Genomic DNA, 26,416 nt, shown 5'->3' with positions numbered 1-26,416 from the left:
GTGGGGCTTTGGCGCCAATGGCAGGGCCAGGGCCTGCGTAGGCCACCCAGGCGGATACGGGAACTGTTGCCTGTATGGCAATAATCGCCGAAATCCCGACCAGCCCTGACGCGGACGCATCCTACTCCGACGCGACACCAGCCAGATAGCGGCCATAGGCGGTCTTGCCGAACAGCTTGCCCCGCGCGGCCAGCGCCGCGCGGTCGATCCAGCCCTGGCGATAGGCGATCTCGTCGGGGCTGCCGACCTGCAAGCCCTGCCGTTCTTCCAGCGTGCGCACGAAATTGCCCGCATCCAGCAGGCTCGCATGGGTGCCCGTATCCAGCCAGGCAAAGCCGCGCCCCATCCGCTCGACCGACAGGCTGCCCTCGGCGCGATAGGCCTCGAGCAGATCGACGATCTCCAACTCGCCGCGGGGCGAGGGCTTGATCGCGCGCGCCAGCGCGGGCGCCCGCCCGTCGAGATAGTACAGCCCCGTCACCGCGAAATGCGACGGCGGCACGGCGGGTTTCTCGATGATACCCTTGACCTTGCCCTGCGCGTCAAAATCGACCACGCCATAGCGTTCGGGATCGGCGACATGATAGCCAAAGACCGTGCCGCCTGCCACGCGCGCATCCGCCGTCGCCAGCATTTCCGGCAGGCCATGGCCGAAGAAGATGTTGTCGCCCAGGACCATCGCACTGGGGCTGCCCGCCAGGAAATCCTCGGCCAGAAGATAGGCCTGCGCCAGCCCGTCGGGGCTGGGCTGCACGATCCACTCAAAGCTCAGCCCCCATTGGCTGCCATCGCCCATCAGGCGGCGGAACTGCGGCTGGTCATCCGGCGTAGTGATGATCGCGATCTCGCGGATGCCGCCCAGCATCAACGTCGACAGCGGAAAATAGACCATCGGCTTGTCATAGACCGGCAGAAGCTGCTTGGAGACCCCCATGGTGATTGGCCAAAGCCGCGTGCCCGAGCCTCCGGCGAGGATGATGCCCTTGCGCTGCGTCATGACGAAAGCTCCTTGAGAATGTCGTCCAGCCCAACCCGCCAATCGGGCCGCGCCAGGCCGAAGGCGGCGGTGAAGCCCGTGCAGTCAAGCCGCGAATTGGCCGGACGCTGCGCTGGGGTCGGATAGGCGCTGGTCGGGATGTCGTTGATCGCGCAGGACAGGCCCGCCCGCGCCATGATCTCGCGCGCGAAATCGGCCCAGCTTGCGTCCGGCTCACCCGCGAAATGCTGCGTGCCGCCCTCTGCGCCCTGCCGCATGGCCCGTGCCGCGCTGAAAAGCGCGTCGGCGATCGCCGCCGCTGGCGTTGGCCCGCCGATCTGGTCGGCGACGACGTTCAGGCTGTCACGCTCGCGCCCCAGCCGCAGCATGGTCTTCACGAAATTCGCGCCATGGGCCGAGACGACCCAGCTTGTCCGCAAGATCAGATGCGGCCCGCCCGCCGCGCGCACGCCGACCTCGCCCGCCAGTTTCGAGCGGCCGTAGGCGCCCAGCGGCGCGGTGCGGTCTTCGGGCCGGAAGGGCTGATCCCCTGCGCCGTCAAAGACATAGTCGGTAGAGACATGCAGGAAAGGCAGGCCCCGGTCTGCCGCCGCCAGCGCCATCGCCTCGGGGGCCGCGCCGTTCACCATCGTGGCGGCGTCCTCTTCGGTTTCCGCCTTGTCCACCGCTGTCCAGGCCGCGGCATTGATCACCGCATCGCACTCGGCCGCCTTGACCGCCGCCGCGCAGGCCGGCGGATCGGAAAGATCGGCCTCGTCCCGGCCCAGAAATCGCGCCGTCACCCCATCAGGCAGCCGCCGCGCCAGTTCTGTCGCCACCTGCCCCGTCTTGCCGAAAACTAAAACCCGCATCACTTCCCCGCCCATCGATAGGCCAGAAGGCCAAGATATTCCTTCAGCGCGACGTCGGCATCCTGAAGGTGATCGTCAAGGCGCCATTCAAGTCTAAAAGTCTGATTTCCAGAACGAAAATCCACCGGCCAAGGGATCAGGCCGGTCCAGCCATTGCGCTGGAATGTCTCGATCGAGCGCGGCATGTGGAACGCGCTGGTCACCAGAAGCCAGACCTGCCCCTCTTGCGGTTGAATCAGGTCGCGGGTGAAGATCGCGTTTTCCGAAGTGTTGCGGGACCGGTCTTCCAGCACGATCTGCGCCTCGGGCACGCCCAGCGACAGCCACAAGGCCTTGGTCATCGCCGAAGGCAGCGTATGGGCATCGTTATAGACTAGGCTCGCCGTGCCACCGGTGAAGATCAGCTTCGCGTCTGGAAAACGTCTGGCAAGGTCGACCCCGGCCGTCATCCGCTCGCCGCCCTGGTTCAACCCGACGACACCCCAGCGCGCATAGGCCCCGGTATCTTCCGCGCCGCCCAGAACGATGATCCCATCCACCTTTTCGGGCAGCGGCGGGTTGGGCGGATATTGCAGTTCAAGGCCGGCCAGAAGCGGCGAGGCAAGCGGAAACAGCGTGAACCCCAGCAACAGGACGAAGGTCAGACCCAGCCCCCAGCGCGCCAGGCGCAGCCTGCCCCGCCACAGGCCTAAAAGGCCCAGCGCCATCAGGAACAGCAACCATGTCTCGACCCGTGCGGCCATGCCGATGGTCTTCGAGGCAATGAAGAACAGCTCGTCCATCAGCCGCCGCCGGTCTTGGCCGTGCCAAGCCTTTCGCCCACACCCTTGCGTTCAAGCAGCGGCTGCCACCAAGCCTGATTGTCCAGATACCAGCGCACCGTGCGGCGCAGGCCCTCCTCGACCGTAACCGAGGGGCGCCACCCCAGTTCCTCGCGGATGCGGCTGGGGTCGATGGCATAGCGCGCATCATGGCCAGGACGGTCGGTGACGAAGGTGATCTGATCCGCGTATGACCCCTGCGTCTTGGGCTTCATCTCGTCCAGCAGCGCGCAGATCGTGCGGACAAGGTCGATGTTGCGGCGTTCATTCTCGCCGCCGATATTGTAGCTGCGCCCGACCTTGCCCTGCCGCACCACCAGAAGCAGCGCATCGGCATGATCCTCGACATACAGCCAGTCGCGCACGTTCTCGCCCTTGCCATAGACCGGGATCGCCTTGCCATGCAGCGCATTCAGGATCACGACCGGAATCAGCTTTTCGGGAAAGTGATAGGGCCCGTAATTGTTCGAGCAATTGGTCAGAACGACCGGCAGGCCATAGGTTTCATGCCAGGCGCGGACCAGATGGTCGCTCGCCGCCTTCGATGCCGAATAGGGGCTGCGCGGGTCATAGGGCGTGTCTTCGGTGAACTGCCCTTCGGCGCCCAGCGAGCCGAAGACCTCATCGGTCGAGATATGGTGAAAGCGAAAGCCGGCAGGCCGGCCCTGCCGCTGCCAATGGGCGCGCGCGGCCTCAAGCATGTTGAACGTGCCTGTGATATTGGTCTCGATGAAATCGGCCGGACCGTCGATCGACCGGTCGACATGGCTTTCGGCCGCCAGATGCATCACCGCATCGGGATTGTGCAGCGCGAAGATGCGGTCCAGCGCCACCCGGTCGCGGATATCGGCCTGTTCGAAACTGTAGAGGTTCGACTGCGCCGCGCCCGCGACATTCGCCTCGCAGGCCGCGTAGGTCAGCGCATCCAGGTTCACCACCTCATGCCCACGCGCCACCGCAAGCCGCACCACCGCGCTGCCGATAAAGCCCGCGCCCCCCGTCACCAGAAGCTTCACTTGCCGCCCTCCCAGGTGAAGGGCCGCGGCGCATCGGCCAGAAGCGGGGCCGCGCGATCCTTGTCCGACAGGACGGGCGTGGTGACGCCCCAGTCGATGCCGATCTCGGGATCATCCCAGCGCACCGCTCCATCGCAATCGGGCGCATAAAGATCGCTGCATTTATACTGGACTTCGGCATTCTCGGTCAGCGTCACGAAACCATGAAGAAAGCCCTTGGGCACCAGCAGCTGCCGCCCGTTTTCCGCCGAAAGCTCCACGGCCACCCAACTTGCGAAACGCGGCGAGCCCGCGCGGAAATCCACCGCCACGTCCAGAATGGCCCCGCGCGTGCAGCGCACCAGCTTGTCCTGCGCGCGTGGCGGGCGCTGATAATGCAGACCCCGCAGCGTCCCCTTGGCGGCGGACATGGAATGGTTGTCCTGCACCCAGTCGATGCCGATCCCGACCTCTGCCATACGCGCGGCGTTGAAGGTTTCGCTGAACCAACCCCGCGCATCGCCAAAGCGGCGCGGCGTCAGGATCAGCACTTCGGGCAGGTCTGTCGGCGTTACATCCATCGTCTCTCTCACCTCGGGCGCGGCCATGGACCCATAGCGCAGGTCGCGTGGCTTGCCCAACCCTTACGTCACAAGTTCAAGCAGTTCCGGGCCATAGACCGCCGTCAATGCTGCAATCAGCGCCAGAACCAGCGCAAAGATCTGCAGATCATGCCGCATGTCCCAGGCACCATGCCGCCAGGCCAGCCGCGCGATCAGCGGATGGACCAGCGTCAGCGCCAGACCCTGCGCCAGCAGGGCCCCGCCCAGGCCGGCAAGCTGCACCCCGATCAGGAAGGCCAGGGTCTGCACGGTCGCCCGGGCCGCCTGCAACAGAAAGAAGCCGCGGCCATCCCCCGCCGCCAGCGCGGAATGCTCATAGGTCAGCCCGACCACGGCAGGCATCTGCGCCATGGCGATGGCCGTCACCAGCACCCCCGCCGTATGGTAGCGGGCGTCATACATCAGCGCCACCAGCGGCCCGCCCGCCACCGCCATCGCCGCCAGCATCGCCAGCACCGAGAGTGAGATCGCCCGCCGCAGCCGCGCCAGCCGCGCGGTATTCTGGGCCGAGGCGGCAGGCGGATGGTCGCGATAAAGCGGGATCATGATCCGCGACACCACCGCCGCCGCCAGCAGCATGGGAAAAGAGGCCAGGAAATAGCCGATATTGTAGATGCCCAGATCCGCAAGGCTCAGATGCGCGCCCAGAACCGCCTTGTCGCCCTGCGACAGCAGGAAGCCGCAGGCCGAAGAAAGAAAGATCCATTTGCCGAAATGCAGAAGCTCGCGGCCCGAGGCGCGTTCCCAGGCAAAGCGGTTGGCCTCGCCCGGCAGAAACAGCCAGCACAGCACCAGCTTTGCGGTCGAGCCGATCAGCGCCCCGATCACCAGCGCCCAGACCGAGCGCATCGCCAGCGCCAGCATCACCATGGCCAGGATGCCGATCGCCTGTGACAAGAGGTCCAGCGCCGTGAGCCGCCCCAGCATCAGATGCCGGTTCGCCGTGTCGATCCGCGTCGGGTTGAAGCCCGCGATCAGCAGCGTCAGCCCGGCCACGGGCAAAAGCTGTGCCAGTTCCGGCACGGCGTAGAGGTGCGCCACCGGCCAGGCCACCGCACAGGTCACCAGCCACAACAGCAGGCCCCGCACCACATTGATCGTCCAGGCCGTATCCAGGAAGCCGCGCTCGTCCCCGCGGACCGAGCGGCTGATCGCCGGGCCGATCCCGGTGTCGGAGAACATGGCAAGCCCGATCAGCACCACCGAGACCAGCGCCATCACGCCGAAAGCCTCGGGGAACAAAAGCCGGGTCAGGACGAGGTTGGAGGCAAGCCGCAGGGCCTGGCTGATGGCATATGAGCCTGCGGTCAGCGCGCCGCCGCTCAGCGCGCGGCCGAAAAGCCCCCTGCCGCCCATTGCCCCTTGCATCGACTGTCCTGTCCTGCCTGCCGCGCCTTGCGGCGAACCCTAGGAAGCTTCCCGATCAAAGAAAAGGTACGGCGGCATGGCGGGGGCATGGCACCTTCCTGACATTTCTCCGATCTCGCGCTGTCGGCAGCGATGCAACGCTTCTCCACCGCCGTGCCCCGCGCTGCCCCCTGCCCCCTTGCTTGTACCGGCTGGGTTGCCAATGCTGCCTCCGCCGCTGCCCCGGCCCTGCCCGCTCTGCTCCGCCGCTGAAAGCCCGTGCCGTGAAACTCGCCTATCTGGTTAACACCTATCCGCTCCCCTCGCACACTTTCATCCGGCGCGAGATTCAGGCGCTCGAGCGGATGGACTGGCAAATCCACCGCTTCGCCCTGCGCAGCGCCCCCGACCGGCTGGCCGATCCGGGCGACATCGCCGAACAGGCGCGCACGGAATATATCCTCAAGCCGGGCCTGTGGCGGCTGATGCGCACTGCGCTGGCCTTTGCGGCGCGCCGCCCGCTGCCCGCCTTGCGCGCGCTGCGGCTGGCCCTGGCCTGCGGGGCAAAGGGCGGCGATGGCGCGCCCGGCACCGGCGGGCGGCTGCGGCATTTCGTCTATTGGCTGGAAGGCGCGCAGCTGGCGCGGCGCTGCCATGAGGAACGTCTGCCCCATATCCATGCCCATTTCGGCACGAATTCCGCCACCGTCGCCATGCTCGCGGCGGAAATCGGCGGGCTGACCTATTCCTTCACCACCCATGGCCCCGAGGAATTCGACGCCCCCCGTGGCCATTCCCTGGGCGAAAAGGTTGCCCGCGCGGCCTTTACTGTCGCGATTTCCTCCTATGGTCGGGCGCAGCTGTGCCGCTGGGCCGATGTCGCGCATTGGCACCGCCTGCATGTCGTGCATTGCGGCATCGAACCCTGGCGCTTCCGCGAACCCGCAGTCCAGCCCGATGGCCCGCTGCGCCTTGTGGCCATCGGGCGACTGGCGGAACAGAAGGGCTTTCCGCTGCTGGTCGAGGCGCTGCCCGCCGCGCTGGCCCGCGTGCCCGACCTGCATCTGACACTGATCGGCGAAGGCCCGTTCCGCCCGCTGATCGAAGCACAGATCGCCCGGCTGGGCCTGGCCGCCCATGTCACACTGACCGGCTGGCTGGACGAGACCGAGGTTCGCGACCAGCTTGCCCGCGCCCATGCGCTTGTCCTGCCTTCCTTCGCCGAGGGCCTTCCCATGGTGGTGATGGAAGCCTTCGCTGCCGGTCGCCCGGCCATCGCCTCCGCGATCATGGGCGTGCCCGAACTGGTCACGCACGAGACGGGCTGGCTGGTCCCGGCCGGCGATGCCGATGCCTTGGCCGAGGCCATCGCCGCCGCCGATGCCCTGCCACGCGAACGGCTGGCCGAAATGGGCCGTAACGCCCGTGCCGCCGTCCTTGCCCGCCATGACATCACGCAAGAGGCCGAAAAACTCGCCGCCCTCTTCGCGTCCGGCGGCAGACCCTGACATCCGGGGCGCCTGCACCCTTCCTCTCGGTCCAGATACTCTCAGGGGACCCGGGGAGCGGAAACCCCCGGGCTCTGACCCAGGCGCAGGGCAAAAACCTTTACGACCTTCCCCGCGTGAACTCGCCCCCGCCGCGCTTGCGCCGCACGGCCAGCGACACCCCGACATAGACCCCGAACCCGACCGGATCGCGCAGGGCCAATCCCGCAAGTCCCGGCAGGGACAGCCGCGCCTTGCCTTCGCGCGCCAGCAGCCCGGGATGCAGGGCGGCAATCTCCGCCATACCCGCATCCTGCCGCCGCCGCACCTTGACCAGCGCGGCAAAGCCTTCGGCCATCGGCCAGTCGTATCGGTCAGGCACCTGCACCCGCTCTTCAGGCAGGAATTGCAGCCGCACGAAACTGTCGTCCGAGATGATCCGCGGAAAGTCCCCCCAGCGCGTACGCCCCGCGGCATTCACAGCGAACAGCCCGTAGCCGGGCGCCACGCTGCGGGCAAAGGGCAGGCGCTGCCAGAAGCGCCCATAGGCGCGGGTCAGGGCCGAACGCGCGCGCGGCACGACCGGCGTCGCCCCGGCATAGCGCGGCACATCTTCCGTCAACACCTGCACAAGCGCCGCCATCACCCCGCGCGTCACCACGCAATCGGCATCGAGATAGGCCCGGCAGGCCCCATGCGCGGCCGCATCGCCCGCATTCAGCGCCCCGGGCTTCGATCCCTCAGCCCGTTCGATCACCATCAGGCCCCAACCCGCCGCTCGGGCCGGCGCCGCAAAGCCCCGCGCCACCTCCGCCGTGGCGTCGCGGCAGCCATTCGCCACCACGATCAGCTCGGCCCCGCCCGGCACCGGATCGCTGGCCAAGACCGCCGCCAGACAGCGCCCGATCCAGCCCTCTTCGTTCGAGGCCGGGATGATCACGCTCAGGGCCGGTGCGGGGCGCGCGGCTGTCAGCATGGATCGCAGCCCCGCGCCAGCGCCAGCCAGCGCGGATTCTCGTCGCCCAGATGCCGCATCGCGCCCCAGCTTCCCCATTTGTTCGGGGGATAGAGATCGACAAAGGCATTGAAGGGCTGATCGCTCAGCCGCGCCCAGCCGGATAGAAGTGTGCCGTACAGCGCGCCCATTTCGGGCGAAAAGTTCAGCACGGCGAAGAAATCGGTCAACGCCTGATCCTCGACCATCGGGCCATAGCCCACGACATGGGTGCCGCCCTCATACATCACCAGCTTCAAACCATGATCGGCCGCGACCTGCGCCTGATAGGGCAGCGTGTCGCCCAGAAGCTGTGCCAGGGTGTCCTCCGGCGTACCGCTCGTGCTGCCATCGCGCAGCTCTGCCGCCGCCAGAGCGACCGCCCGGTCATAGCGATGCGCCGCCAAATACTCCGCCGCCGCCCGCCCCGTCAGCCCCTCGCGCGCGGCGCCCGCCTTGGCCGCCGCCTCGCTTTCCGCGAGCCATCCGTTCACGGTGGCACGCTTCTGCTCGGCCCCCAGAAAACCCGAGAAATAGCCCGTCACGGCATAGGCATCGAAGCTCTCCACCGGCGCCTTGCCACCCCGCGCCACTTCCAGCGGCGCGGCCAGCATGTCGGCTTCAGGCCCTTTCCAGCCGGTTTGGGTTGCGATCACCCGGACCACCCGGTCGCAAGGCATGGCGGCGCACCAGAGGCCCATCACCTCCGCCGCCCGCACCCCGTAATATTGCCAGCCCGCGCCATCGACGCCCCAGCGCGCCAAGCCCTGCTGGTTTGCCCAGGCGTTCTGGGCGAATTGCGGGTTCCAGACCTCGTTCGACAGTTCCACCCAGGCGCGCAGGCCGGGGTCCAGATCGCGCGCAACAATTCCGGCATAGATACGAATGAAATTGTCATCGGCCAGATGCGGCAGGGTGAACCAGGGCTCGGCCTCGAGCCGGTTCGCCAAGGCCACCATCACCTCGACCGGAACCCCCTTGCGCGCCCATGAATAATCCATGGGCAAAGGCCGGTCCGCCGCCCGCGACAGGGTGGAATTGTTGGTCAGCATCCAGTCCATGAAGCGGATGCCCCGCGCCCCTTCAATCCGTGCCAGCCAGTCGGGGTTGAAAATCTCGCCCGCCTCCAGCGCCGCCGCACGATCCTCGCGCACGATCGAGATATGGCGGATCGGGTCGGCGCGGTCGGTGGCGGCGATGGTCAGGATCACCGCGCCTTCGCCGGGCGTATAGTCGAATGTCGCGCTGGCGCCTTCGGCCCGTACCTCCTGCGCCCGGCCCTCGATCTTCAGCACGCCCTTGCCCTGCCAGCGCACCAGATAGCGCCCCGCCGCCCCTGCCGCCTCTTGCGGCAGGTCGGTGAGAACAAGGGTCGAGATGCCCGAAACACCATCGGGAAGGAACAGCGGCCAGCCCTCCGCATCCAGCGCCCCTGCCGCGCGCAGGTCGGCCTCGTCCCAACCGCCCCAGCCGCCGCCGCGATGGGCGATCCAGGGTCGGGCGGATTTCATCTGGTCCAGGAAAGGCAGCTGGACCGACCAATCGGCAATGCCGGCAAGGCCCAGCGTCAGCGAAGGGTTGGTGATCGGGGCAAAGCCGGATTTCGGCGCAGAGGCGGGCGCTGCGCTCTGATCCGGCCCGGGCGCCATGTCCGCCCGCTTGCCCATCGCCGCGATCTTTGCGGGCAAGCCCTCGACCGCCGCCCAGGCGATGCGCTGGAAGGCCGCCGCCTGATCCTCGGGGATAACCGCCTCGCGCGTCTCCCAGACCCGGACCAGTTTGGCGGGCAGGCCTTCGGGCGAGCGTCCGGTCAATGCCGCGATCTGCACCATGGCGACGAAGTAAAGCCCGCGCCCGTTCAGATGGATATCGTCGGCGAAGACATCCGAGATATTCGTCAGCCCGGGCACCTGGCCCGCCGCGATCTCGTCCGACAGCAGCGCCATGGCCTGCCCCGCCGGGATGATCTGCGCCCGGTCGCCCGCCGCCGCGAGCCAGAGCGGAAACTCCTCGTCGAGTCGCAGGCGCCAGGGCAGATCGGCATTCACCTCCTCGGGTTTGGGGGTGAAGCTGGGCCAGGTCTCGTAAAGCCAGACCCGCACTTCGGGGTTCGCGGCCTCGGCCGCATCGGCCCAGCGCGCGACAAGGCCCGTCGTGTCGCTCCATTGCAGATGGGCGGCGATGGGCTGGGCTTCGGTCAGGATCAGATCGCCGACCGTGCCCAATGCCAGCGCGGCGCGGCCATCCACACCCTCGGCCTTGGCGGCATTGTCCCAATTATAGCCCAGCGGCGCGCCATTGATGATCTGGGCCTGGACCTCGCGCGTTTCGCCCATGGCAGCCAGGCCGCGCTCGACCATGCCCGGCAGGTCGGGGCCGACCAGCGAATGGCCGATGAAAAGGATCTTTGACAGCAGCGCCAGCACCGACATCCCCTATCCCGCCCTGATGCCGGTGGGCGGATACCCCGCCACCTCGATCCAGACCAGACGCTGAAGCGCCACCGCCACCGCATCGGAGGGCGCACCGGCCAGGGTTCCATCCCGCTTTGGCAGCCGCGCGGGCAGGCCTTCGGGGCTTTGCCCCGACAGGACGGCGGCATGGGTCATCGCGATCAGCCAGGCGCCCAGATCGCTCGGATGGATCTCATCGGTGAAAAAGGCGCGCCGGTCGGGGATACCGGGCAAGGCCCCGGCTTCCGCCGCGCGCACCGCTGCCGCCAACACCGGGCCACCCGGAATCACATGGATCACGCCGCCCGCCTCGGCCAGAGCTGGGCGCAAGAGCGCCGCCTCCCACAGCGCTGCGCGGTCGTCAGCAATCCGGTCCAGCCAGCCTGCCGGATCATCCAGCCGGTGCCAGGTCTCATAGAGCAGCACCCGCGCCTGCGGATTGCCCGTGCGCGCCCGCGCCACCCATTTCGCCAGATGGTTCGCCGACGCATGCCAGCGGATCGCATCCTTCAGCTCGACCATCTCGGTCAGGATCACCGCATCATAGCCGCCGCCCGCCAGCGCCTCGTCTGCCAGGCGGGTCGCCTCCAGCCCCTTGACCTCGCCCTGCCAATGGTCGCGCAGCGAGGTGCCCCAGCCGATCTGGCTGTCAAAGCCATGGCCCAGCGCCGCGGCCAGCATGACCGGCATATCGGGGCCGACCAGCGAATGGCCCAGGTGATAAACCCGGGTCGGTCGCACGATGGCGGGCGGATCGGCGTAGACGGCCCGGAAGGCGGCCTCATCCAGCGCGGCACGAGGCGCAGGGACATCTTCCGGGCGCAGCGCACGCCACCCCGCCAGCCCCGCCGTCGCGGTCATCGCCGCTCCCCCTGCCAGAATCACCCGCCTCTTCACGCCTGCCTTGCCCCTCATCCGCTCTTTCGCCCGCGCCCCTTTCTGCTATCAACGCCGCGCCATGACCAGTGCCCAGGCCGGAACGCAGCGTTTCCAGGGCAAATGATCGGAGACGACAGGATGACACATCTCTGGGTCCGCGCCGAACAGCGCCCGAATGAGGAACGCGTCGGCGTCACGCCCGAGGGCGTCGCCGCCCTGATCGCCGCCGGGCTTCAGGTCACGATCGAGGACAGCCCGACCCGCGCCATTCCGATTGACGGCTATCGCGCGGCAGGCGCCACCATTGCCGCGCCCTATACCTGGCCGCAGGCCCCGCGCGACGCCATCATTTTCGGCCTCAAGGAACTGCCCGAGGACGGCACGCCCCTGCCGCACCGCCACATCATGTTCGGCCATGCCTTCAAGGGCCAGCCCGCCGGACAAGTGCTGCTGAAGCGGTTCAAGGCGGGCGGCGGCACGCTCTACGATCTGGAATATCTGGTGGACGAGGCCGGCCGTCGCGTCGCCGCCTTCGGCTACTGGGCCGGTTTCGCCGGCGCCGCCGTCAGCCTGAAATGCTGGGCCGCCCAGCAGCGCGGCGGGATCTGCGGCCCGGTTGCGCAGGTCGGCTCGCAGGCCGAGCTGATCGCCGAACTTGAAGAAGACCTGCAAAGCCTCGGCCGCCCGCGCGCCCTGATCATCGGCGCCCAGGGCCGGGTCGGCTCGGGCGCCGCCGCGCTCTGCGACGCGATGGGCGTGCAGACCACGCTCTGGGACATGGCCGAGACAGCCCATGGCGGCCCCTTCCCCGAGGTGCTGGCCCATGGCATCTTCCTGAATTGCATCCTCGCCCGCCCGGGCTGCCCGGTCTTTGTACCGCGCGAGGCGCTGACCCAGGTCCGCCGCCTGTCGGTGATCGGCGACATCGCCTGCGACCCGACCTCGGATTTCTCGCCGATCAAGGTCTATGACCGCACGACCGACTGGCAGGAACCCGCCCTGCGCGTCGCCGAATTCCCGCTGCTGGACGTGACCGCGATCGACAACCTGCCCTCGCTGCTGCCGGTCGAATCCTCGCAGGATTACGCCGCCCAGCTTCTGCCCACGCTTCTGTCGCTGACCGATCTTGGCGCGGGCGTCTGGGCGCGGGCATTGGCCGATTACCGGACCCACAGCGCCCAACTTTGACCCGCCCGCGAATTTTCACCGAAAATTCGTATTCTTGAGTGAAGGGAGACACGACATGACGATCCATTGGTGCGGCACCGGCCTGTCCTCCGGCCCCGGCCTTCGCCGCCTGATCGAGGCGGGGCTTCCCGTCGTGGTCTGGAACCGCACCGTCGCCAATGCGCAGGAAGCCGTGGGCGATATCGCCAGCGACATCCGGGCCTATACGCTCGAGGCGCTGACCGCCGCGCTGGAGCCGGGTGATGTCGCGATCTCGATGCTGCCCGCCGATCAGCATGTCGCCATCGCCAGGGCCTGCCTGACCAAAGGCGCGCATTTCGTCTCGTCCAGCTATATCGCACCCGAAATGAAGGCGCTGGATGCCGAATTCCGCGCCAAGGGACTGGTTTCCCAAAACGAGATCGGTCTCGACCCCGGCCTCGATCACCTGATGGCGCATGACCTTGTGGCGCGCTACCGCGCCGCGCCCGGCTATCACGCCGACAATATCCTCACCTTCACCTCTTATTGCGGCGGTATCCCCAAGATCCCGAATCCCTTCCGCTACAAGTTCTCCTGGGCGCCGGCGGGCGTCCTGAAGGCCCTGCGCTCGCCCTCGCGTTCGCTCAAGGCCTTTTCCGAGCTGTGCATCACCAAGCCCTGGGACGCGATCACCGAATATGTCGCCCCCCTGCCGACGCCCGAGGCCTTCGAGGTCTATCCGAACCGCGATTCGCTGCCCTTCATCGCGGATTACCGCTTTGATCCGGCCTGGAAACTGCGCGATTTCGTGCGCGGCACCATCCGGCTGAATGGCTGGTCCGAGGCCTGGAAGGACATCTTCGCCACGGTCGAGGGTCTGGAAGGTGCGCCGCAGGCCGAGGTGGACGCCAAGCTGAACGCCGTCGCCGCCGATCTTCTGAAGACCAATTCCTACGCGCCGGGCGAACCCGATCGCGTCGTGTTGTTCGTGGCGCTCAAGGCCGAGCGCGAGGGTCGCCCGGTTTTCCACCAGACCTGGGCGATGGATGCCTGGGGCGATGCGCGCGGCTCGGCCATGGGGCGGCTGGTCTCGGTTCCGGTCTCGATGGCGGTGCAGGCGGTTCTCGCGCGCGAGATCCCGGCAGGTGTCCATACCGCGCCGCATGATCCGCGCCTTGTCACCCGCTGGCTCGATGAAACCCGGCGTCTGGCGCAATATCTGGAACGGGTCGATCATCTGCACTGACCCCGGCCCTGCCCGCCGAAAGACGGGCCGACACATTGCGGTGACGTGACAGGGGCAGGCTCTGCCGTTAAGCTTTCAGGCCGATCCGGGGCGCAACCCGGACGCGATGCGAGCAGGCAGAGGACCATCCCGCTCATGGGCAGCGACGGCATCCTTTCAGGCCGGGAACGGCTGGCAAACCGCTTTGCGGCCTGGGCCGTGCGGCGCCAGACGCCCGCGCAGGGATTCGTCTCGCAGCCCGAACCGCGCTCGATCGGACTGTATGCGCGCGGCAAGCAGCTTCTGGCCGGCAATATCCTGCTGGCCGGCCATCTGGCCGAATCCAAGGGCCAGCCGCTCTGGGCGATCGAGTCGCCCGACCCCGCCTTTGCCGCCGAGGCCCAGGGCTTCGCCTGGCTGGATGATCTTGTCGCCCTCGGCACCCTTCCCGCCCGCGCGCTGGCGCAGGACTGGACGCTGGACTGGATCCGCCGCCATGGCGCGGGGCAAGGGCCGGGCTGGACGCCGGACCTGACCGGACGGCGGGTGATCCGCTGGGTTCATCACGCGATCTTCCTGCTGCAATCGCGCGACAAACCCGCCCAGGACGGCTATTTCGACGCCCTGACCCGGCAGGTCGCCTTTCTGGCCCGCCGCGCCGGGGCCGCGCGGCCCGGCCTGCCGCGATTCGAGGCGCTGATCGGCCTTCTGATCGGGTCGCTGGCCCTGAAGGGAATGGAGCGGCACGTTCCCGCCGCCCTCCAGGCCCTGACCCGAGAATGTGCCACCCGCATCGACGCCTCGGGTGGTTTGCCCACCCGCAACCCCGAGGAACTGCTCGAGGTTCTGACCCTGCTCACCTGGGCGCTGCGCGCGCTGGCCGAGGCAGAGCAGACCCTTCCACCGGACCTGGCCCAGACCGTTGACCGCATCGCGCCGTCGCTGCGGGTCTTGCGCCACGCCGACGGCGCGCTGGCGCGGTTTCACGGCGGCGGCAAGGGCGTTGAAGGACGGCTCGACGCCGCCCTTGCCGCTTCGGCGGCGTTGCGCCCGGTCGGCCACCTGACCGAAGCCATGGGCTTCGTCCGCCTGTCCGGCGGGCGCACCAGCCTGATCCTTGATGCCGCCGATCCGCCTGGCGGCGCCGCCCGCGCCACGGCCCATGCCTCGACCGCCGCTTTCGAGTTGACTTCGGGCCGCCGCCCTTTGGTCGTCAATTGCGGCTCGGGCCTGCCCTTCGGTCGGGATTGGCGACTGGCGGGGCGGGCGACACAATCCCATTCGGCGCTCGGGCTGAGCGGTTCATCCTCCTCGCGCTTTGGCAAGGGGGGCGCGACCGAGCGGCTTGAGGACTGCGCCCGCGTCACTGCGCTGCGCCATGCCGGGGGCGCCGATGGCGCGCTGACCTATCTGGCGCATGATGGCTGGTCCGCCAGCCATGGCCTGACAGCGGGGCGCGAGCTGCACCTCTCGGCCGATGGCCGCCGCCTGGGCGGCACCGACACGCTGGCCGCGCTCTCCGCCGCCGAGCGCCGCCAGCTGGATCAGGCCATCGCCCGCACCAACCTGCGCGGCATCGGCTTTGCCATCCGCTTCCACCTGCATCCCGATGTCGACGCCACGCTGGATATGGGCGGCAATGCCGTGTCGATGGCGCTGCGCTCGGGCGAGATCTGGGTCTTCCGCCATGACGGGCGCGCGAAATTGTCCCTGGAAGCCTCGGTCTATCTTGAAAAAGGCCGCCTTCAGCCCCGCCCGGCGCGGCAGATCGTCCTTTCCGGCCATGTGACCGACCTTGAAACGCGGATCGGCTGGACCTTGGCCAAGGCACAGGATACTCCGCTCGCCATTCGCGACCTGGACCGGGACGATCCGGTTCCCATCTGACCGGAGGCCGACTTGCCCGATTCCGTCCGCATCACCCGCGCGCTTCTTTCCGTCTCCGACAAGACAGGGCTTCTGGACCTGGCCCGCGCCCTGCACGGGCTGGGGGTAGAGCTTCTGTCCACCGGCGGTTCCTCAGCCATGCTGCGCGACGCGGGCCTGCCGGTGCGCGACGTGTCGGATGTGACCGGCTTCCCCGAGATGATGGATGGCCGGGTCAAGACTCTGCATCCCCGCATCCATGGCGGCCTGCTGGCACTGCGCGACAAGGCCGACCATGTGGCCGCGATGGAAGAACATGACATCGGCCCGATCGACCTTCTGGTGGTGAACCTCTATCCGTTCGAGGAAACCAGGGCCAAGACCGACGATTACGAGACACTGATCGAGAATATCGACATCGGCGGCCCGGCGATGATCCGTGCGGCGGCCAAGAACCATGGCTTTGTCGCCGTGGTCACCGACCCTGCCGATTACGCGGGCCTTCTGGACCAGCTTGGCAGCACCGGCACCACCTCGCTGGCCTTCCGGCAGCGGCTGGCCCAGGCCGCCTATGCCCGCACCGCCGCCTATGACACCGCCGTCTCCACCTGGCTGGCCCAGGCCATCGGCGAACCTGCGCCCCGCCACCGCAGCTTCGCAGGCAAGCTCGCGCAGACGCTGCGCTATGGCGAGAACCCGCACCAGCAGGCCGCCTTCTACCGCGACGGGTCGGACCGCCCCGGTGTCGCCACCGCCAAGCAGTGGCAGGGCAAGGAACTGTCCTACAACAACATCAACGACACCGATGCCGCCTTTGAACTCGTGGCGGAATTCGCGGGCGCAGGCCCGGCCTGCGCCATCATCAAGCACGCCAATCCCTGCGGCGTCGGCCGGGGCGCGACACTGACCGAAGCCTATCAGCGCGCCTATACCTGCGACACGACCAGCGCCTTCGGCGGCATTGTCGCCCTGAACCAGCCGCTCGACGGCGCCACCGCCGAGGAAATCGTCAAGATCTTCACCGAGGTCGTCATCGCCCCCGGTGCGTCAGACGAGGCCAAGGCAATCTTCGCCGCCAAGAAGAACCTGCGCCTACTGACGACCGAGGCCCTGCCCGATCCACGGAAGGGCGTGCTGTCCTTCCGCCAGGTTGCGGGCGGCTTCCTGGTGCAGGATTCGGACGTGGACACGATCACCCAGGCCGATCTCAAGGTCGTCACCAAGCGTGCGCCCAGCCCGCAGGAGTTGGAAGATCTGGTCTTCGCCTGGAAGGTCGCCAAGCACGTCAAGTCCAACGCCATCGTCTATGTCAAGGACGGCGCCACCGTCGGCATCGGCGCGGGCCAGATGAGCCGCGTCGATTCGACCATGATCGGCGCCCGCAAGGCCGCCGAGATCGCCACCGCCCTTGGCCTGGCGGAAAGCCCCGCCATCGGTTCGGTCGCGGCCTCGGATGCCTTCTTCCCCTTTGCCGACGGGATCGAGGTTCTGGCGGCCAATGGCGTGAAAGCGGTGATCCAGCCCGGCGGCAGCCTGAAGGATGCCGAAGTGATCGCAGCCGCCGACCGGCTGGGCCTTGCCATGGTCCTGACCGGCCAGCGCCATTTCCGGCATTGATGCCCATGCGGATCGCCCTTCTCTCCGCCGCGCTGACCCTTGCGCTGGATCAGGTCACCAAGGTGCTGGTCGTCCATGGCCTGAACCTGCGCGAGCGGGGCGAGATCGACGTGATCCCACCCTTGCTCAATTTCCGCATGGCGTGGAATTACGGCATCAATTTCGGCCTCTTTTCAGGCGATGGCAGCGCGACCCGCTGGATTCTGATCGCCCTGTCCCTGGCGATTTCGGTCTGGGTCTGGCTCTGGGTCCGCCGCACCAATCCCTCGGTGCTGGTGCAGGTCTCGGCCGGCATCCTGATCGGCGGCGCGCTTGGCAATGTGATCGACCGCGTCGCCTATGGCGCAGTCGCCGATTTCCTCAATATGTCCTGCTGCGGCATCGAGAATCCCTTCGCCTTCAACGTGGCCGACATCGCGATCTTTGCCGGGGCCTTCGGACTTGTCCTGTTCACCGGCCGCCCGGCCGCGACGGGAAAACCGCCAAGGCGCGGGAAACGTGACCGAAAGACCCCGTGACGGGGCCGGGCACATGCGCTAAGACAGGGCAAGAAACGGCGGAGGCAGGGCGAATGCGGACAGGACGGGGCGGGACCGCCATCGCGGCATGTGCGGTGCTGGCGCTTCTTGCCGCCTGCGGCCCCAAGGGCGAGCCCGAATTGATGAATCTCCGCGCCACCGACGGCCCGGACGAATTCGCCATCCTGCCGCCCAAGGCGCTCTCCATGCCCGAGTCGCTGTCCGACCTGCCCGCGCCCACGCCGGGCGGCGCGAACCGCACCGATCCCACGCCCGAGGCCGATGCGATCAGCGCCCTCGGAGGCAAGCCGCAATCGATCCAGGGCGGCGTACCCGCCGCCGATTCCGCACTTTATGCCCAGGCAAGCCGCTTTGGCGTGACCAGCGGCATCCGCGCCACGCTGGCCTCGGAAGACCTCGACTGGCGGCGCGACAACAATGGCCGCATTCTCGAACGTCTCTTTAATGTGAACGTCTACTACAAGGCCTATGCCGATATGGCGCTCGACCAGCAGCGCGAGCTGGCCTATTGGCGCAAGCGGGGCCTCTTGACCCCCTCGGCCCCGCCGCCGGGTGACGGCGAGAAATAGACCCTCGCACCGCGACAAATTTCCCGGCCCTCCCGCCGGCCCCTTGCGGAGGAACCATGCGCTTTCTCAGACCCTTGGCCCTGCTGATGGCGCTGGCCGCAGCACCTGCGCTGGCCGAAGACGTCACCACCTTCCGGCTCGACAACGGGCTTGACGTCGTGGTGATCGAGGATCACCGCGCCCCCCTGGTCGTGCAGCAGATCTGGTATCGCGTGGGTTCCGCCGATGAAGTGCCCGGCAAGTCGGGCATCGCGCATTTCCTGGAACATCTGATGTTCAAGGGCACCGAGAAGATCCCGCCGAACCAGTTCTCCGCCCTGATCGAGGCGCAGGGCGGCGATGACAACGCCTTCACCTCCTACGACTATACCTCCTATTACCAGCGCATCGCCGCCGACCGGCTGGAAATGGTGATGGACATGGAATCCGACCGGATGCGCAACCTGCGCATGACCGAGGAGGACGTGACCACCGAACGCCAGGTGATCCTCGAGGAACGCGCCCAGCGCACCGACAGCGATCCCGGCGCGCTTCTCGGCGAACAGATGCGGGCCGCCCTCTATATGAACAGCCATTACGGCATCCCGATCATCGGCTGGCGGCACGAGATGGAAGGGCTGACCCGCGACGACGCGCTGGCCTGGTATCGCAAATATTATGCGCCGAACAACGCGACCCTGATCGTCGCGGGCGATGTCGACCCCGCCGAGGTCAAGCGCCTGGCCGAGAAATATTATGGCCCGATCAAACCCTCGGAAGGCATAGTGCCGCGTGACCGCCCGCAGGAACCGCCGCAACTGGCCGAGCGGAGGCTGACCCTTTCGGACGAGCGGGTCTCGAATCCCTATGTCTATCGCCAGTATCTTGCGCCCGCCCGCAATCCGGGCGACCAGAAGGATGCCGCCGCCCTGCTGATCCTTGCGGAATTGCTGGGCGGGTCGGGCCAGACCTCGGTTCTGGCCCGCGCGCTGCAATTCGACACGCAGACCGCCGTCTACACCTCGGCCTTCTATGATGGCACCGCGATCGACAGCGGCAATTTCGGCCTTTACGTCGTGCCCGCGCCCGGCGTCTCGCTGGAAGATGCCGAGGCGGCAATGGACAAGGCGGTCGATGCCTTCCTTGCCAATGGCCCCGATCAGGCCGCTTTCGACCGCATCAAGACCCAGATCCGCGCTTCGGAAATCTATGGCAAGGACGACATCCAGGGCCTGGCCAATATGTATGGCGAGGAACTGACCATCGGTCTGACCATCGACGACATCCAGGGCTTTGACGATGTGCTGGGCGCCGTGACCATCGCGGATGTCATGGCCGCCGCCCATAAGGTCTTCAACCGCAACAGTGCCGTCACCGGCTGGCTGACACCCGTCGCGGGCGAGGCCCCCTCCCCCGGCGCGGGGGAATCGCTGCCCGCCGGCCCGGAAGACCAGCCTGCTGACCTGCCCGCAAAGGGGACGCCGTGATGTTCCGCCCGATCCTAGCCGCCCTCGCGCTGGTCCTTGCGCTCGTCGCCCCGGCGCTTGCCGAAGTGAAGATCCAGGAAGTCACCAGCCCCGGCGGCTTCAAGGCCTGGCTGGTCGAGGACCACGGCATCCCCTTCACCGCGCTGGAAATCCGCTTCGTCGGCGGTACCTCGCTGGATATGCCGGGCAAGCGCGGCGCCACTTACCTCATGTCCGGGCTGATCGAGGAGGGTGCGGGCGATCTGGACAGCCGCGGCTTCGCCGAGGCGCGCGACGGCCTGGCCGCCAGCTTCCGCTTCAACGCCGGGGCTGACACATTCGGCGTCTCGGCCAAGTTCCTGACCGAGAACCGCGATCAGGCGGCGGACCTGCTGGCGCTGGCCCTGACCAAGCCGCGCTTCGACCAGGATGCGGTCGACCGGGTGCGCGAACAGGTGCTGAGCGGGCTGCGCTCCGACGAAAAGGACCCTGGCACCATTGCAAGCCGCACCTTCGACGCGCTGGCCTTTGGCGACCACCCCTATGCCACGGCGGGCGAAGGCACGCTTGAAAGCGTCGCCGCCCTGACCCGCGACGATATCGTCGCCGCCTGGAAAGGCGCCATCGCCCGCGACCGCGTGGTGATCGGCGCGGCGGGTGACATTTCGGCCGAGGATCTGGGCAAGCTGCTGGACAAGCTTCTCGGCGGCCTGCCCGCCACCGGCGCGCCGCAACCCGGCCCCGCCCCCTGGACCCTGACCCCCGGTATCAGCGTGGTGGATTTCCCCTCGCCGCAATCGGTGGTGTTCTTCGGGCATGAGGGGCTGCGCCGCGACGACCCCGATTTCTTCGCCGCCTATGTGCTGAACGAGGTCATGGGCGGCGGCCGCTTCTCGGCGCGGTTGATGCGAGAGGTGCGCGAAAAGCGCGGCCTGACCTATGGCATCGGCACCTACCTAGTGCCCATGGATCTGGGCGAATTGTATCTGGGCCAGTTCTCCGCCTCGAACGACAAGGTGGCCGCGGCGGTGAAAGTGGTGCAGGACGAATGGGCCCGCATCGCGACCGAGGGCATCACCGAACAGGAACTGGCCGAGACCAAGACCTATCTGACCGGCAGCTATGCCCTGCGCTTTTCGGGCAATGGTCCCATCGCCGAGATCATGGTGGGCATGCAGCTTGATCACCTCCCGCCCGACTACATCGCCACCCGCAACGCCAAGCTCGAGGCGGTGACTCTGGAAGACGTGAAACGCGTCGCCGCAAGGCTGTTCCACCCCGACCACCTGCGCTTCGTCGTGGTCGGCCAACCGGCGGGCCTGACCCCGACCCCGTAATTAACGCCGAACTATCAACGGAAACTCACGCAGGGCGCCCGCATCAAACCGGGCGCCCTTCCTCTTCCCCGACTCACCCCCGCCTGCTACATATCGTCGGATGACCCTTCACACCCCCAAGATAACGGGCGCATCCGGTCGCCCGGTGATCCGCCAGCTCGATGAGGCGGCGATCAACCGCATCGCGGCGGGCGAGGTGGTGGAACGCCCGGCCTCCGCCGTGAAGGAACTGGTGGAAAACGCCCTCGATGCCGGGGCCACCCGGATTTCCATCGACTATACCGATGGCGGCAAGACCCTGATCCGCGTCACCGACGATGGCTGCGGCATGACGGCGGAAGACCTGCCGCTCGCCCTGTCGCGCCACGCCACCTCCAAGATCGACGGTTCCGACCTGCTCGACATCCGCTCCTTCGGCTTCCGGGGTGAGGCGCTGCCCTCGCTCGGCGCGGTCGGCCGCCTGACCATCACCTCGCGCGCGCAGGGCCATGACGCCGCCCAGATCACCTGTGATGGCGGCCGCCTCTCTGCCGTCCGCCCCGCCGCCCTGACTCGTGGCACGGTGGTCGAGTTGCGCGACTTGTTCCATGCCACGCCTGCCCGGCTGAAATTCCTCCGCACCGACCGGGCCGAGGCGCAGGCTTTGCATGAGGTTATCAAGCGCCTCGCCATGGCGGAACCAACCGTCGGCTTCACCCTGACCGAGATTTCGCCCGAAGGGCCGCGCACGATCCTGCGTCTCGATCCCGAACCGGGCGACCTGTTCGACGCGCTGCACCGGCGTTTGACCCGCCTGCTTGGCGCCGATTTCACCGCCAATGCCATGGTCATCGACGCCCCCCGCGACGGGCTGCGCCTGACAGGCTATGCCGCCTTGCCGACCTATTCGCGCGGTTCCTCGGCCCAGCAATATCTTTTCGTCAATGGCCGCCCGGTCGCCGACCGGCTGCTTCTGGGCGCCCTGCGCGCCGCCTATTTTGACGTTTTGTCGCGCGACCGCCATCCCGCCGCCGTGCTGAACCTGATCGTCGATCCCCAGCGCGTCGACGTGAACGTGCACCCCGCCAAGGCCGAGGTCCGCTTCCGCGAACCCGATGCCGCCCGCAGCCTCATCATCACCGCGCTGCGCACCGCCCTTGCCGGGGCCGGCCACCGCGCCTCGACCACCGTGGCGACCGAAACCCTCGCCGCCTTCCGCCCCGAATACCCGCGCGAACCCGCGCCCGCCCAGGCCAGCCTCGCCCGGGCCTTCGCCTTCCAGGCCCCCGCCGCCGTCGCCCCCGGCTTTGCCGAGGCGCCGATGGCCCGCACGGCCCCCCCGCCCGACAACACTCCGCAGGCCCCGGAAAACGCCCCTTCCGCCTTCCCTCTCGGTGCCGCCCGCGCGCAACTGCATGAAAACTGGATCGTCGCCCAGACCGAGAACGGCATCGTCATCGTCGACCAGCATGCCGCGCATGAACGCCTGGTCTATGAACGGCTGAAACGCCAGATGGCCCAGACCGGCATCGCGCGCCAGCCGCTCCTGATCCCCGAAATCGTCACCCTCTCGCCTTCCGACGCCAGCCTGATCCTTGCCGCCGCGCCGCAATTGGCCGAGGCCGGGCTGATCGTCGAACCTTTCGGCGGTTCCGCCGTGGCGCTGACCGAAACCCCCGCCATCCTGGGCGCGGTCAATGGCGCAGCGCTTCTGCGCGACATCCTCGACGAACTGTCCGACCAGGGCCATTCCGCGCTGACCCGCGCGCGCATTGATGCCGTCCTGTCGCGCATGGCCTGCCATGGCTCGGTCCGCTCGGGCCGCCAGATGCGCCCCGAGGAAATGAACGCCCTTCTGCGCGAGATGGAGGCCACCCCCTCCTCCGGCCAGTGCAACCATGGCCGCCCGACCTGGGTCGAGCTGAAACTTCACGATATCGAACGATTGTTCGGCCGCCGATGATCACGCTTTTCGGAAAAAGCTATCCCTGGACGGCGCCCGAGATTCTGATCCCGGCAGCCGTGCTTCTCGTGCTGGCCCTGGCGCTGCTGCTGATCCTGCGCGCTGCCCGCCGCAGCGCCCAAAGCGCCGAGCCGCTGTTGCGCGAACTGATGTTCATGGGCCAGCGCGTGCAATCCCTGTCCGATGGGCAGGAACGCCTGACCGGCGGGCTGCATCATGTCTCAGAGGCGCAGGCCCACAGCCAGGCGAACATGCTGCGCCTGATGGAAACCCGCCTCGCCGATGTCCAGCGCCAGATGACCGAAGCCTTGCAGGGCACCTCCACCCGCACGGCGCGCAGCCTGGGCGAATTGCAGCAAAGGCTGGAAACCATCGACAAGGCCCAGGCCAATATCGAGAAACTGTCAGGCAACGTGCTGTCCTTGCAGGATATTCTGTCGAACAAGCAAACCCGCGGCGCCTTTGGCGAGATCCAGCTGCATGACATCGTGCAAAAGGCCCTGCCATCGGATTCCTACACGATGCAGGCCACGCTCTCGAATGGCCGCCGCGCCGATTGCCTGGTCCATCTCCCGAACCCGCCCGGTCCCATCGTCATCGACGCCAAATTCCCGCTCGAGGCCTATGAGGCGCTGCGCCGCGCCGAAACCCCGCGCCAGGCCCAGGAAGCGGCGCAGTTTTTACGAACCTCCGTTCGCAATCACCTGCGCGCAATCGCCGACCGCTATATCCTCGACGGCGAAACCGCCGATGGCGCGCTGATGTTCCTGCCCTCCGAGGCGGTCTATGCCGAGCTGCACGCCAATTTCCCCGAGACGGTGCGCGAAGGCTTCGCGCTCAAGGTCTGGATCGTGTCGCCCACCACCTGCATGGCGACGCTGAACACCATGCGCGCGGTGCTGAAGGATGCCCGCATGCGCGAACAGGCCGGGGCGATCCGCAAGGAACTGTCGCTGCTCTACGGCGATATCGACCGGCTCTCGACCCGCGTCGACAATCTCGACCGCCATTTTGGCCAGGCCGCCAAGGATATCGAGGAAATCAAGATCTCCTCCGACAAGGCAACCAAACGCGCCCGCCGCCTCGACAATTTCGATTTCGAGGAACTGGCCCCCGATCCGCTGCCCAGCCCGCCAGCGCTGGCCCGCCCCGCCGAATGACCCACCCCGCAGGCACAGCCCGATGCAGCACCTGACCCCGGCCGATTACACCATTCAGCCCTGGAAGAACGGCAAGGGCCGCACGGTCGAGATGTGGCGCCGCGACAAGAACGGCCAGATCCTCATCCGCCTCTCGCGCGCCACCGTCACCGAGGATGGCCCCTTCTCGATCTTCCCGGGCATCGCGCGCAACCTGACCGTCCTGTCCGGCCCCGGCTTCCGGCTGATCGGCGAGGGGCTCAACCTGCGCTGTGATCCCCTGGTCCCGGTGGCGTTTCCCGGCGACCTGCCGGTGATGGCAAGCGAGACCGAGGGCCAGCAATCCGACGATTTCAACGTGATGACCGCCGCCGACCTGCCGCGCCCGCAGGTGCGCGTGGTGCAGAATGATGCGCTGGCGGCGGGCGGGCTGCTGGCGCTTTACGCCCTTGGACCTGTCACCGTGAATGGGAGGCCCGTCGCCCGCGACGGCCTAATCCTGACCAGGAATGCCGCGACGCTGTCAGGCGATTGGCCGATGATAGCCGTCCGTTTTTCGGACGTGGATGCCGCGACCACCCCTTAACAAACCGTTAAATCGAAAATCCAAGCCCTTGATTTCTCTTGGATCGTGGCCCGTCTCACCGTGGGACACGCAGCCGCGCCAGGAAGAACCCGTCCATCCCGCCCGCCTCGGCCCAATAGTCCGGCCGCAGCCGCAACCCGCCGCCTTCAGCCCACCAGCCCGGATCGACGCCCGCGATTTCGGCCCGCTCCACCGCCAGCCCCGGATGCCGCGCCAGCGCCGCCGCCAGTTGGTCCTCGCCCTCGGCAGGCAGCAGCGAGCAGGTGGCATAGACCAGCCGCCCCCCGGGCTTCAGCCAGCACAGCGCCCGGTCGAGCAGCCGCGCCTGCAAGGCGACCAGCCCCTCGACCTCGGATCCGTCCTTGACGAAGGGCAACTCGGGGTGCCGCCGCATCGTCCCCGTGGCCGAACAGGGCGCATCCAGCAGGATCGCATCGAACCGCCCCTCCGGCGCCCACGCCAGCGCATCCGCCACCACGACCTGCGCCTTCAGCCCGGTCCGCGCCAGGTTCTCCTCCAGCCGCTTCAGCCGCGTCTCCGACACATCCAGCGCCGTCACCCGGGCCTCCGCCGCGGCCAGTTGCAGCGTCTTGCCCCCCGGCGCGGCACAGAGGTCCAGCACCTCCTCGCCCGGCTGCGGCGCCAGCAGCCGCACCGCCAGCGCGGCGGCGGCATCCTGCACCCACCAGCCCCCCGCCGCGTAGCCCGCCAGCGCCGAGACCTGGCCGGCCGACGCCAGCCGCAGGCTTCCCGTGGGCAAGGCCACCCCTTCGGCCACCTCCGCCCCGTCGCGGCAGGTCAGGTCCAGTGGCGGCTCCGCCGCCTGCACCGCCTCGATCGCCGCCACCGCCTCGCGGCCATAGGCATGGACCATCGGCTGCCGCATCCAGCGTGGCAGTTTCTGCACCCCTGGCAGCGGCCCTTCGGGCACCGCGCGCAAGACGGCATTCACCAGACCCGCCAGATGCCGCGTCTTGGCCCCCCGTTTGGCGATCTCGACCGCGGCATTGACCACACCATGCCCCGCCGCGCCCGAGGCCCGCTCGACCACCGCCAACCGCAGGATATTCAGCACCGGCAGGGGCGGCACCTTGCGCAGATGAGGTTTCAGCGCCCTGTCGGCGGGTTCCAGCTGCCGCAGCACCGCCTGCGCCAGCCGCAGCGCGCGCGCCCGGTCGGCCGGAGCCAGCGCCGGATCGGCCAGGTCCGCCAGCATCTGCCCCTCGCCCAAGACCGCGTTCAGCATCGTGACCGCCGCCGCCCGCGCCTGCACGCCTTCCGCCATGATCTTCCCCTTGCCGCCTGCGCGGCCTATATCACCTGTGCCGACAGAAGGAACCCGCCCTCATGTCTGATCCCAAGTCCGAAGGTTCTAAACTCCCGCCCGAAGCCCTGCGCGCGCTCGCCGAGGCCGAAGAGCGCCGCAAGGCGCAGTGCGATGTCAGGCTGCCGTCCGAACTGGGCGGGCGCAGGGACGGGACCGAGCCGGTCCGCTTCGGCGATTGGGAAAAGAAGGGCATCGCGGTCGATTTCTAGACCGCCCCTGATATTCGCA

Annotated in this window: 23 protein-coding genes; 13 read left to right on the top strand and 10 right to left on the bottom strand. The window is 67.8% G+C overall.

The window, feature by feature from the left end:
- Positions 1-121: 121 nt before the first annotated feature.
- From rfbA to ACED67_RS05845, 6 genes are all read right to left on the bottom strand, one after another.
- Positions 122-997, bottom strand: coding sequence for a glucose-1-phosphate thymidylyltransferase RfbA (gene rfbA / locus ACED67_RS05870; protein ID WP_395540641.1), 876 nt, complete (start codon positions 995-997; stop codon positions 122-124).
- On the bottom strand, positions 994-1,848 hold the full coding sequence (gene rfbD / locus ACED67_RS05865; protein WP_395540640.1) for a dTDP-4-dehydrorhamnose reductase: 855 nt from the start codon (positions 1,846-1,848) through the stop codon (positions 994-996). The genes rfbA and rfbD overlap by 4 nt, the downstream gene beginning before the upstream one ends.
- Positions 1,848-2,630, bottom strand: a complete 783-nt coding sequence (locus ACED67_RS05860) for a YdcF family protein (protein ID WP_395540639.1) — start codon at positions 2,628-2,630, stop codon at positions 1,848-1,850. The genes rfbD and ACED67_RS05860 overlap by 1 nt, the downstream gene beginning before the upstream one ends.
- On the bottom strand, positions 2,630-3,685 hold the full coding sequence (gene rfbB, locus ACED67_RS05855; RefSeq protein ID WP_395540638.1) for a dTDP-glucose 4,6-dehydratase: 1,056 nt from the start codon (positions 3,683-3,685) through the stop codon (positions 2,630-2,632). Before rfbB ends, ACED67_RS05860 begins: the two co-directional genes overlap by 1 nt.
- A complete protein-coding gene (rfbC, locus tag ACED67_RS05850; protein ID WP_395541136.1) occupies positions 3,682-4,245 on the bottom strand; it encodes a dTDP-4-dehydrorhamnose 3,5-epimerase in 564 nt (187 codons plus the stop codon). The genes rfbB and rfbC overlap by 4 nt, the downstream gene beginning before the upstream one ends.
- Before the next feature lie 63 nt (positions 4,246-4,308).
- A complete protein-coding gene (locus tag ACED67_RS05845) occupies positions 4,309-5,655 on the bottom strand; it encodes an oligosaccharide flippase family protein (RefSeq protein ID WP_395540637.1) in 1,347 nt (448 codons plus the stop codon).
- 263 nt (positions 5,656-5,918) lie between these two features.
- Here ACED67_RS05845 and ACED67_RS05840 point away from each other — a divergent pair, with 263 nt between their 5' ends.
- Positions 5,919-7,142 carry a glycosyltransferase family 4 protein gene (locus tag ACED67_RS05840; RefSeq protein WP_395540636.1) on the top strand — a complete coding sequence of 408 codons (1,224 nt, stop codon included), beginning with the start codon at positions 5,919-5,921 and terminating at the stop codon, positions 7,140-7,142.
- A 100-nt stretch (positions 7,143-7,242) separates the two neighbouring features.
- On the opposite strand, the gene ACED67_RS05835 is transcribed toward ACED67_RS05840, so the two are convergent.
- Genes ACED67_RS05835 through ACED67_RS05825 form a run of 3 tightly spaced genes read right to left on the bottom strand, consistent with a single transcriptional unit; the run spans position 7,243 to position 11,429 of the window.
- A complete protein-coding gene (locus ACED67_RS05835; protein ID WP_395540635.1) occupies positions 7,243-8,097 on the bottom strand; it encodes a glycosyltransferase family 2 protein in 855 nt (284 codons plus the stop codon).
- Positions 8,091-10,547 carry a hypothetical protein gene (locus ACED67_RS05830; RefSeq protein WP_395540634.1) on the bottom strand — a complete coding sequence of 819 codons (2,457 nt, stop codon included), beginning with the start codon at positions 10,545-10,547 and terminating at the stop codon, positions 8,091-8,093. Before ACED67_RS05830 ends, ACED67_RS05835 begins: the two co-directional genes overlap by 7 nt.
- Before the next feature lie 3 nt (positions 10,548-10,550).
- Positions 10,551-11,429, bottom strand: coding sequence for a hypothetical protein (locus ACED67_RS05825; protein ID WP_395540633.1), 879 nt, complete (start codon positions 11,427-11,429; stop codon positions 10,551-10,553).
- A gap of 156 nt (positions 11,430-11,585) precedes the next feature.
- Here ACED67_RS05825 and ACED67_RS05820 point away from each other — a divergent pair, with 156 nt between their 5' ends.
- From ACED67_RS05820 to ACED67_RS05770, 11 genes are all read left to right on the top strand, one after another.
- The gene (locus tag ACED67_RS05820; RefSeq protein ID WP_395540632.1) at positions 11,586-12,635 is read left to right on the top strand and encodes a saccharopine dehydrogenase; all 1,050 of its coding nucleotides are present in this window, start codon (positions 11,586-11,588) and stop codon (positions 12,633-12,635) included.
- A gap of 55 nt (positions 12,636-12,690) precedes the next feature.
- Positions 12,691-13,842 (top strand): saccharopine dehydrogenase family protein, encoded by a 1,152-nt coding sequence (locus ACED67_RS05815; protein WP_395540631.1) that lies wholly within the window; start codon positions 12,691-12,693, stop codon positions 13,840-13,842.
- A gap of 135 nt (positions 13,843-13,977) precedes the next feature.
- Positions 13,978-15,708: a heparinase II/III family protein gene (locus ACED67_RS05810; protein WP_395540630.1), complete on the top strand. Its 1,731-nt coding sequence runs from the start codon at positions 13,978-13,980 to the stop codon at positions 15,706-15,708.
- 12 nt (positions 15,709-15,720) lie between these two features.
- Positions 15,721-17,304, top strand: a complete 1,584-nt coding sequence (purH, locus tag ACED67_RS05805) for a bifunctional phosphoribosylaminoimidazolecarboxamide formyltransferase/IMP cyclohydrolase (RefSeq protein ID WP_395540629.1) — start codon at positions 15,721-15,723, stop codon at positions 17,302-17,304.
- 5 nt (positions 17,305-17,309) lie between these two features.
- Positions 17,310-17,822: a signal peptidase II gene (lspA, locus tag ACED67_RS05800; protein ID WP_395540628.1), complete on the top strand. Its 513-nt coding sequence runs from the start codon at positions 17,310-17,312 to the stop codon at positions 17,820-17,822.
- Between the two features lie 53 nt (positions 17,823-17,875).
- The gene (locus tag ACED67_RS05795) at positions 17,876-18,412 is read left to right on the top strand and encodes a DUF3035 domain-containing protein (RefSeq protein ID WP_395540627.1); all 537 of its coding nucleotides are present in this window, start codon (positions 17,876-17,878) and stop codon (positions 18,410-18,412) included.
- A gap of 56 nt (positions 18,413-18,468) precedes the next feature.
- Positions 18,469-19,878, top strand: a complete 1,410-nt coding sequence (locus ACED67_RS05790; RefSeq protein WP_395540626.1) for a M16 family metallopeptidase — start codon at positions 18,469-18,471, stop codon at positions 19,876-19,878.
- Positions 19,878-21,194 (top strand): M16 family metallopeptidase, encoded by a 1,317-nt coding sequence (locus ACED67_RS05785; RefSeq protein ID WP_395540625.1) that lies wholly within the window; start codon positions 19,878-19,880, stop codon positions 21,192-21,194. Before ACED67_RS05790 ends, ACED67_RS05785 begins: the two co-directional genes overlap by 1 nt.
- A 100-nt stretch (positions 21,195-21,294) precedes the next feature.
- On the top strand, positions 21,295-23,136 hold the full coding sequence (mutL, locus tag ACED67_RS05780; RefSeq protein ID WP_395540624.1) for a DNA mismatch repair endonuclease MutL: 1,842 nt from the start codon (positions 21,295-21,297) through the stop codon (positions 23,134-23,136).
- A complete protein-coding gene (locus ACED67_RS05775) occupies positions 23,133-24,296 on the top strand; it encodes a DNA recombination protein RmuC (RefSeq protein ID WP_395540623.1) in 1,164 nt (387 codons plus the stop codon). Before mutL ends, ACED67_RS05775 begins: the two co-directional genes overlap by 4 nt.
- 22 nt (positions 24,297-24,318) lie before the next feature.
- Positions 24,319-24,861, top strand: a complete 543-nt coding sequence (locus ACED67_RS05770) for a HutD/Ves family protein (protein ID WP_395540622.1) — start codon at positions 24,319-24,321, stop codon at positions 24,859-24,861.
- A 55-nt stretch (positions 24,862-24,916) separates the two neighbouring features.
- Here the strand turns inward: ACED67_RS05770 and ACED67_RS05765 are convergent, their stop codons facing one another.
- A complete protein-coding gene (locus ACED67_RS05765; protein ID WP_395540621.1) occupies positions 24,917-26,146 on the bottom strand; it encodes an RsmB/NOP family class I SAM-dependent RNA methyltransferase in 1,230 nt (409 codons plus the stop codon).
- Between the two features lie 62 nt (positions 26,147-26,208).
- On the opposite strand from ACED67_RS05765, the gene ACED67_RS05760 reads away from it, so the two are divergent.
- Positions 26,209-26,397, top strand: coding sequence for a DUF1674 domain-containing protein (locus ACED67_RS05760; RefSeq protein WP_395540620.1), 189 nt, complete (start codon positions 26,209-26,211; stop codon positions 26,395-26,397).
- Positions 26,398-26,416 lie beyond the last annotated feature (19 nt).

It is taken from the genome of Neotabrizicola paludis, assembly GCF_044142105.1.
In the GTDB taxonomy this organism is placed as follows: Bacteria; Pseudomonadota; Alphaproteobacteria; order Rhodobacterales; family Rhodobacteraceae; genus Pseudogemmobacter.
Note: the sequence above shows the minus strand (reverse complement) of the source record. Positions and strands in the feature narration are given on the sequence as shown.

Bases quoted from the DNA above. Each gene is read 5' to 3' on its own strand.
- rfbA (WP_395540641.1), bottom strand. From the start codon at position 997: ATGACGCAGCGCAAGGGCATCATCCTCGCCGGAGGCTCGGGCACGCGG.
- rfbD (WP_395540640.1), bottom strand. From the start codon at position 1,848: ATGCGGGTTTTAGTTTTCGGCAAGACGGGGCAGGTGGCGACAGAACTG.
- ACED67_RS05860 (WP_395540639.1), bottom strand. From the start codon at position 2,630: ATGGACGAGCTGTTCTTCATTGCCTCGAAGACCATCGGCATGGCCGCA.
- rfbC (WP_395541136.1), bottom strand. From the start codon at position 4,245: ATGGATGTAACGCCGACAGACCTGCCCGAAGTGCTGATCCTGACGCCG.
- ACED67_RS05845 (WP_395540637.1), bottom strand. From the start codon at position 5,655: ATGCAAGGGGCAATGGGCGGCAGGGGGCTTTTCGGCCGCGCGCTGAGC.
- ACED67_RS05835 (WP_395540635.1), bottom strand. From the start codon at position 8,097: ATGCTGACAGCCGCGCGCCCCGCACCGGCCCTGAGCGTGATCATCCCG.
- ACED67_RS05830 (WP_395540634.1), bottom strand. From the start codon at position 10,547: ATGTCGGTGCTGGCGCTGCTGTCAAAGATCCTTTTCATCGGCCATTCG.
- ACED67_RS05825 (WP_395540633.1), bottom strand. From the start codon at position 11,429: ATGACCGCGACGGCGGGGCTGGCGGGGTGGCGTGCGCTGCGCCCGGAA.
- ACED67_RS05820 (WP_395540632.1), top strand. From the start codon at position 11,586: ATGACACATCTCTGGGTCCGCGCCGAACAGCGCCCGAATGAGGAACGC.
- ACED67_RS05815 (WP_395540631.1), top strand. From the start codon at position 12,691: ATGACGATCCATTGGTGCGGCACCGGCCTGTCCTCCGGCCCCGGCCTT.
- ACED67_RS05810 (WP_395540630.1), top strand. From the start codon at position 13,978: ATGGGCAGCGACGGCATCCTTTCAGGCCGGGAACGGCTGGCAAACCGC.
- lspA (WP_395540628.1), top strand. From the start codon at position 17,310: ATGCGGATCGCCCTTCTCTCCGCCGCGCTGACCCTTGCGCTGGATCAG.
- ACED67_RS05795 (WP_395540627.1), top strand. From the start codon at position 17,876: ATGCGGACAGGACGGGGCGGGACCGCCATCGCGGCATGTGCGGTGCTG.
- ACED67_RS05790 (WP_395540626.1), top strand. From the start codon at position 18,469: ATGCGCTTTCTCAGACCCTTGGCCCTGCTGATGGCGCTGGCCGCAGCA.
- ACED67_RS05785 (WP_395540625.1), top strand. From the start codon at position 19,878: ATGTTCCGCCCGATCCTAGCCGCCCTCGCGCTGGTCCTTGCGCTCGTC.
- mutL (WP_395540624.1), top strand. From the start codon at position 21,295: ATGACCCTTCACACCCCCAAGATAACGGGCGCATCCGGTCGCCCGGTG.
- ACED67_RS05775 (WP_395540623.1), top strand. From the start codon at position 23,133: ATGATCACGCTTTTCGGAAAAAGCTATCCCTGGACGGCGCCCGAGATT.
- ACED67_RS05770 (WP_395540622.1), top strand. From the start codon at position 24,319: ATGCAGCACCTGACCCCGGCCGATTACACCATTCAGCCCTGGAAGAAC.
- ACED67_RS05765 (WP_395540621.1), bottom strand. From the start codon at position 26,146: ATGGCGGAAGGCGTGCAGGCGCGGGCGGCGGCGGTCACGATGCTGAAC.
- ACED67_RS05760 (WP_395540620.1), top strand. From the start codon at position 26,209: ATGTCTGATCCCAAGTCCGAAGGTTCTAAACTCCCGCCCGAAGCCCTG.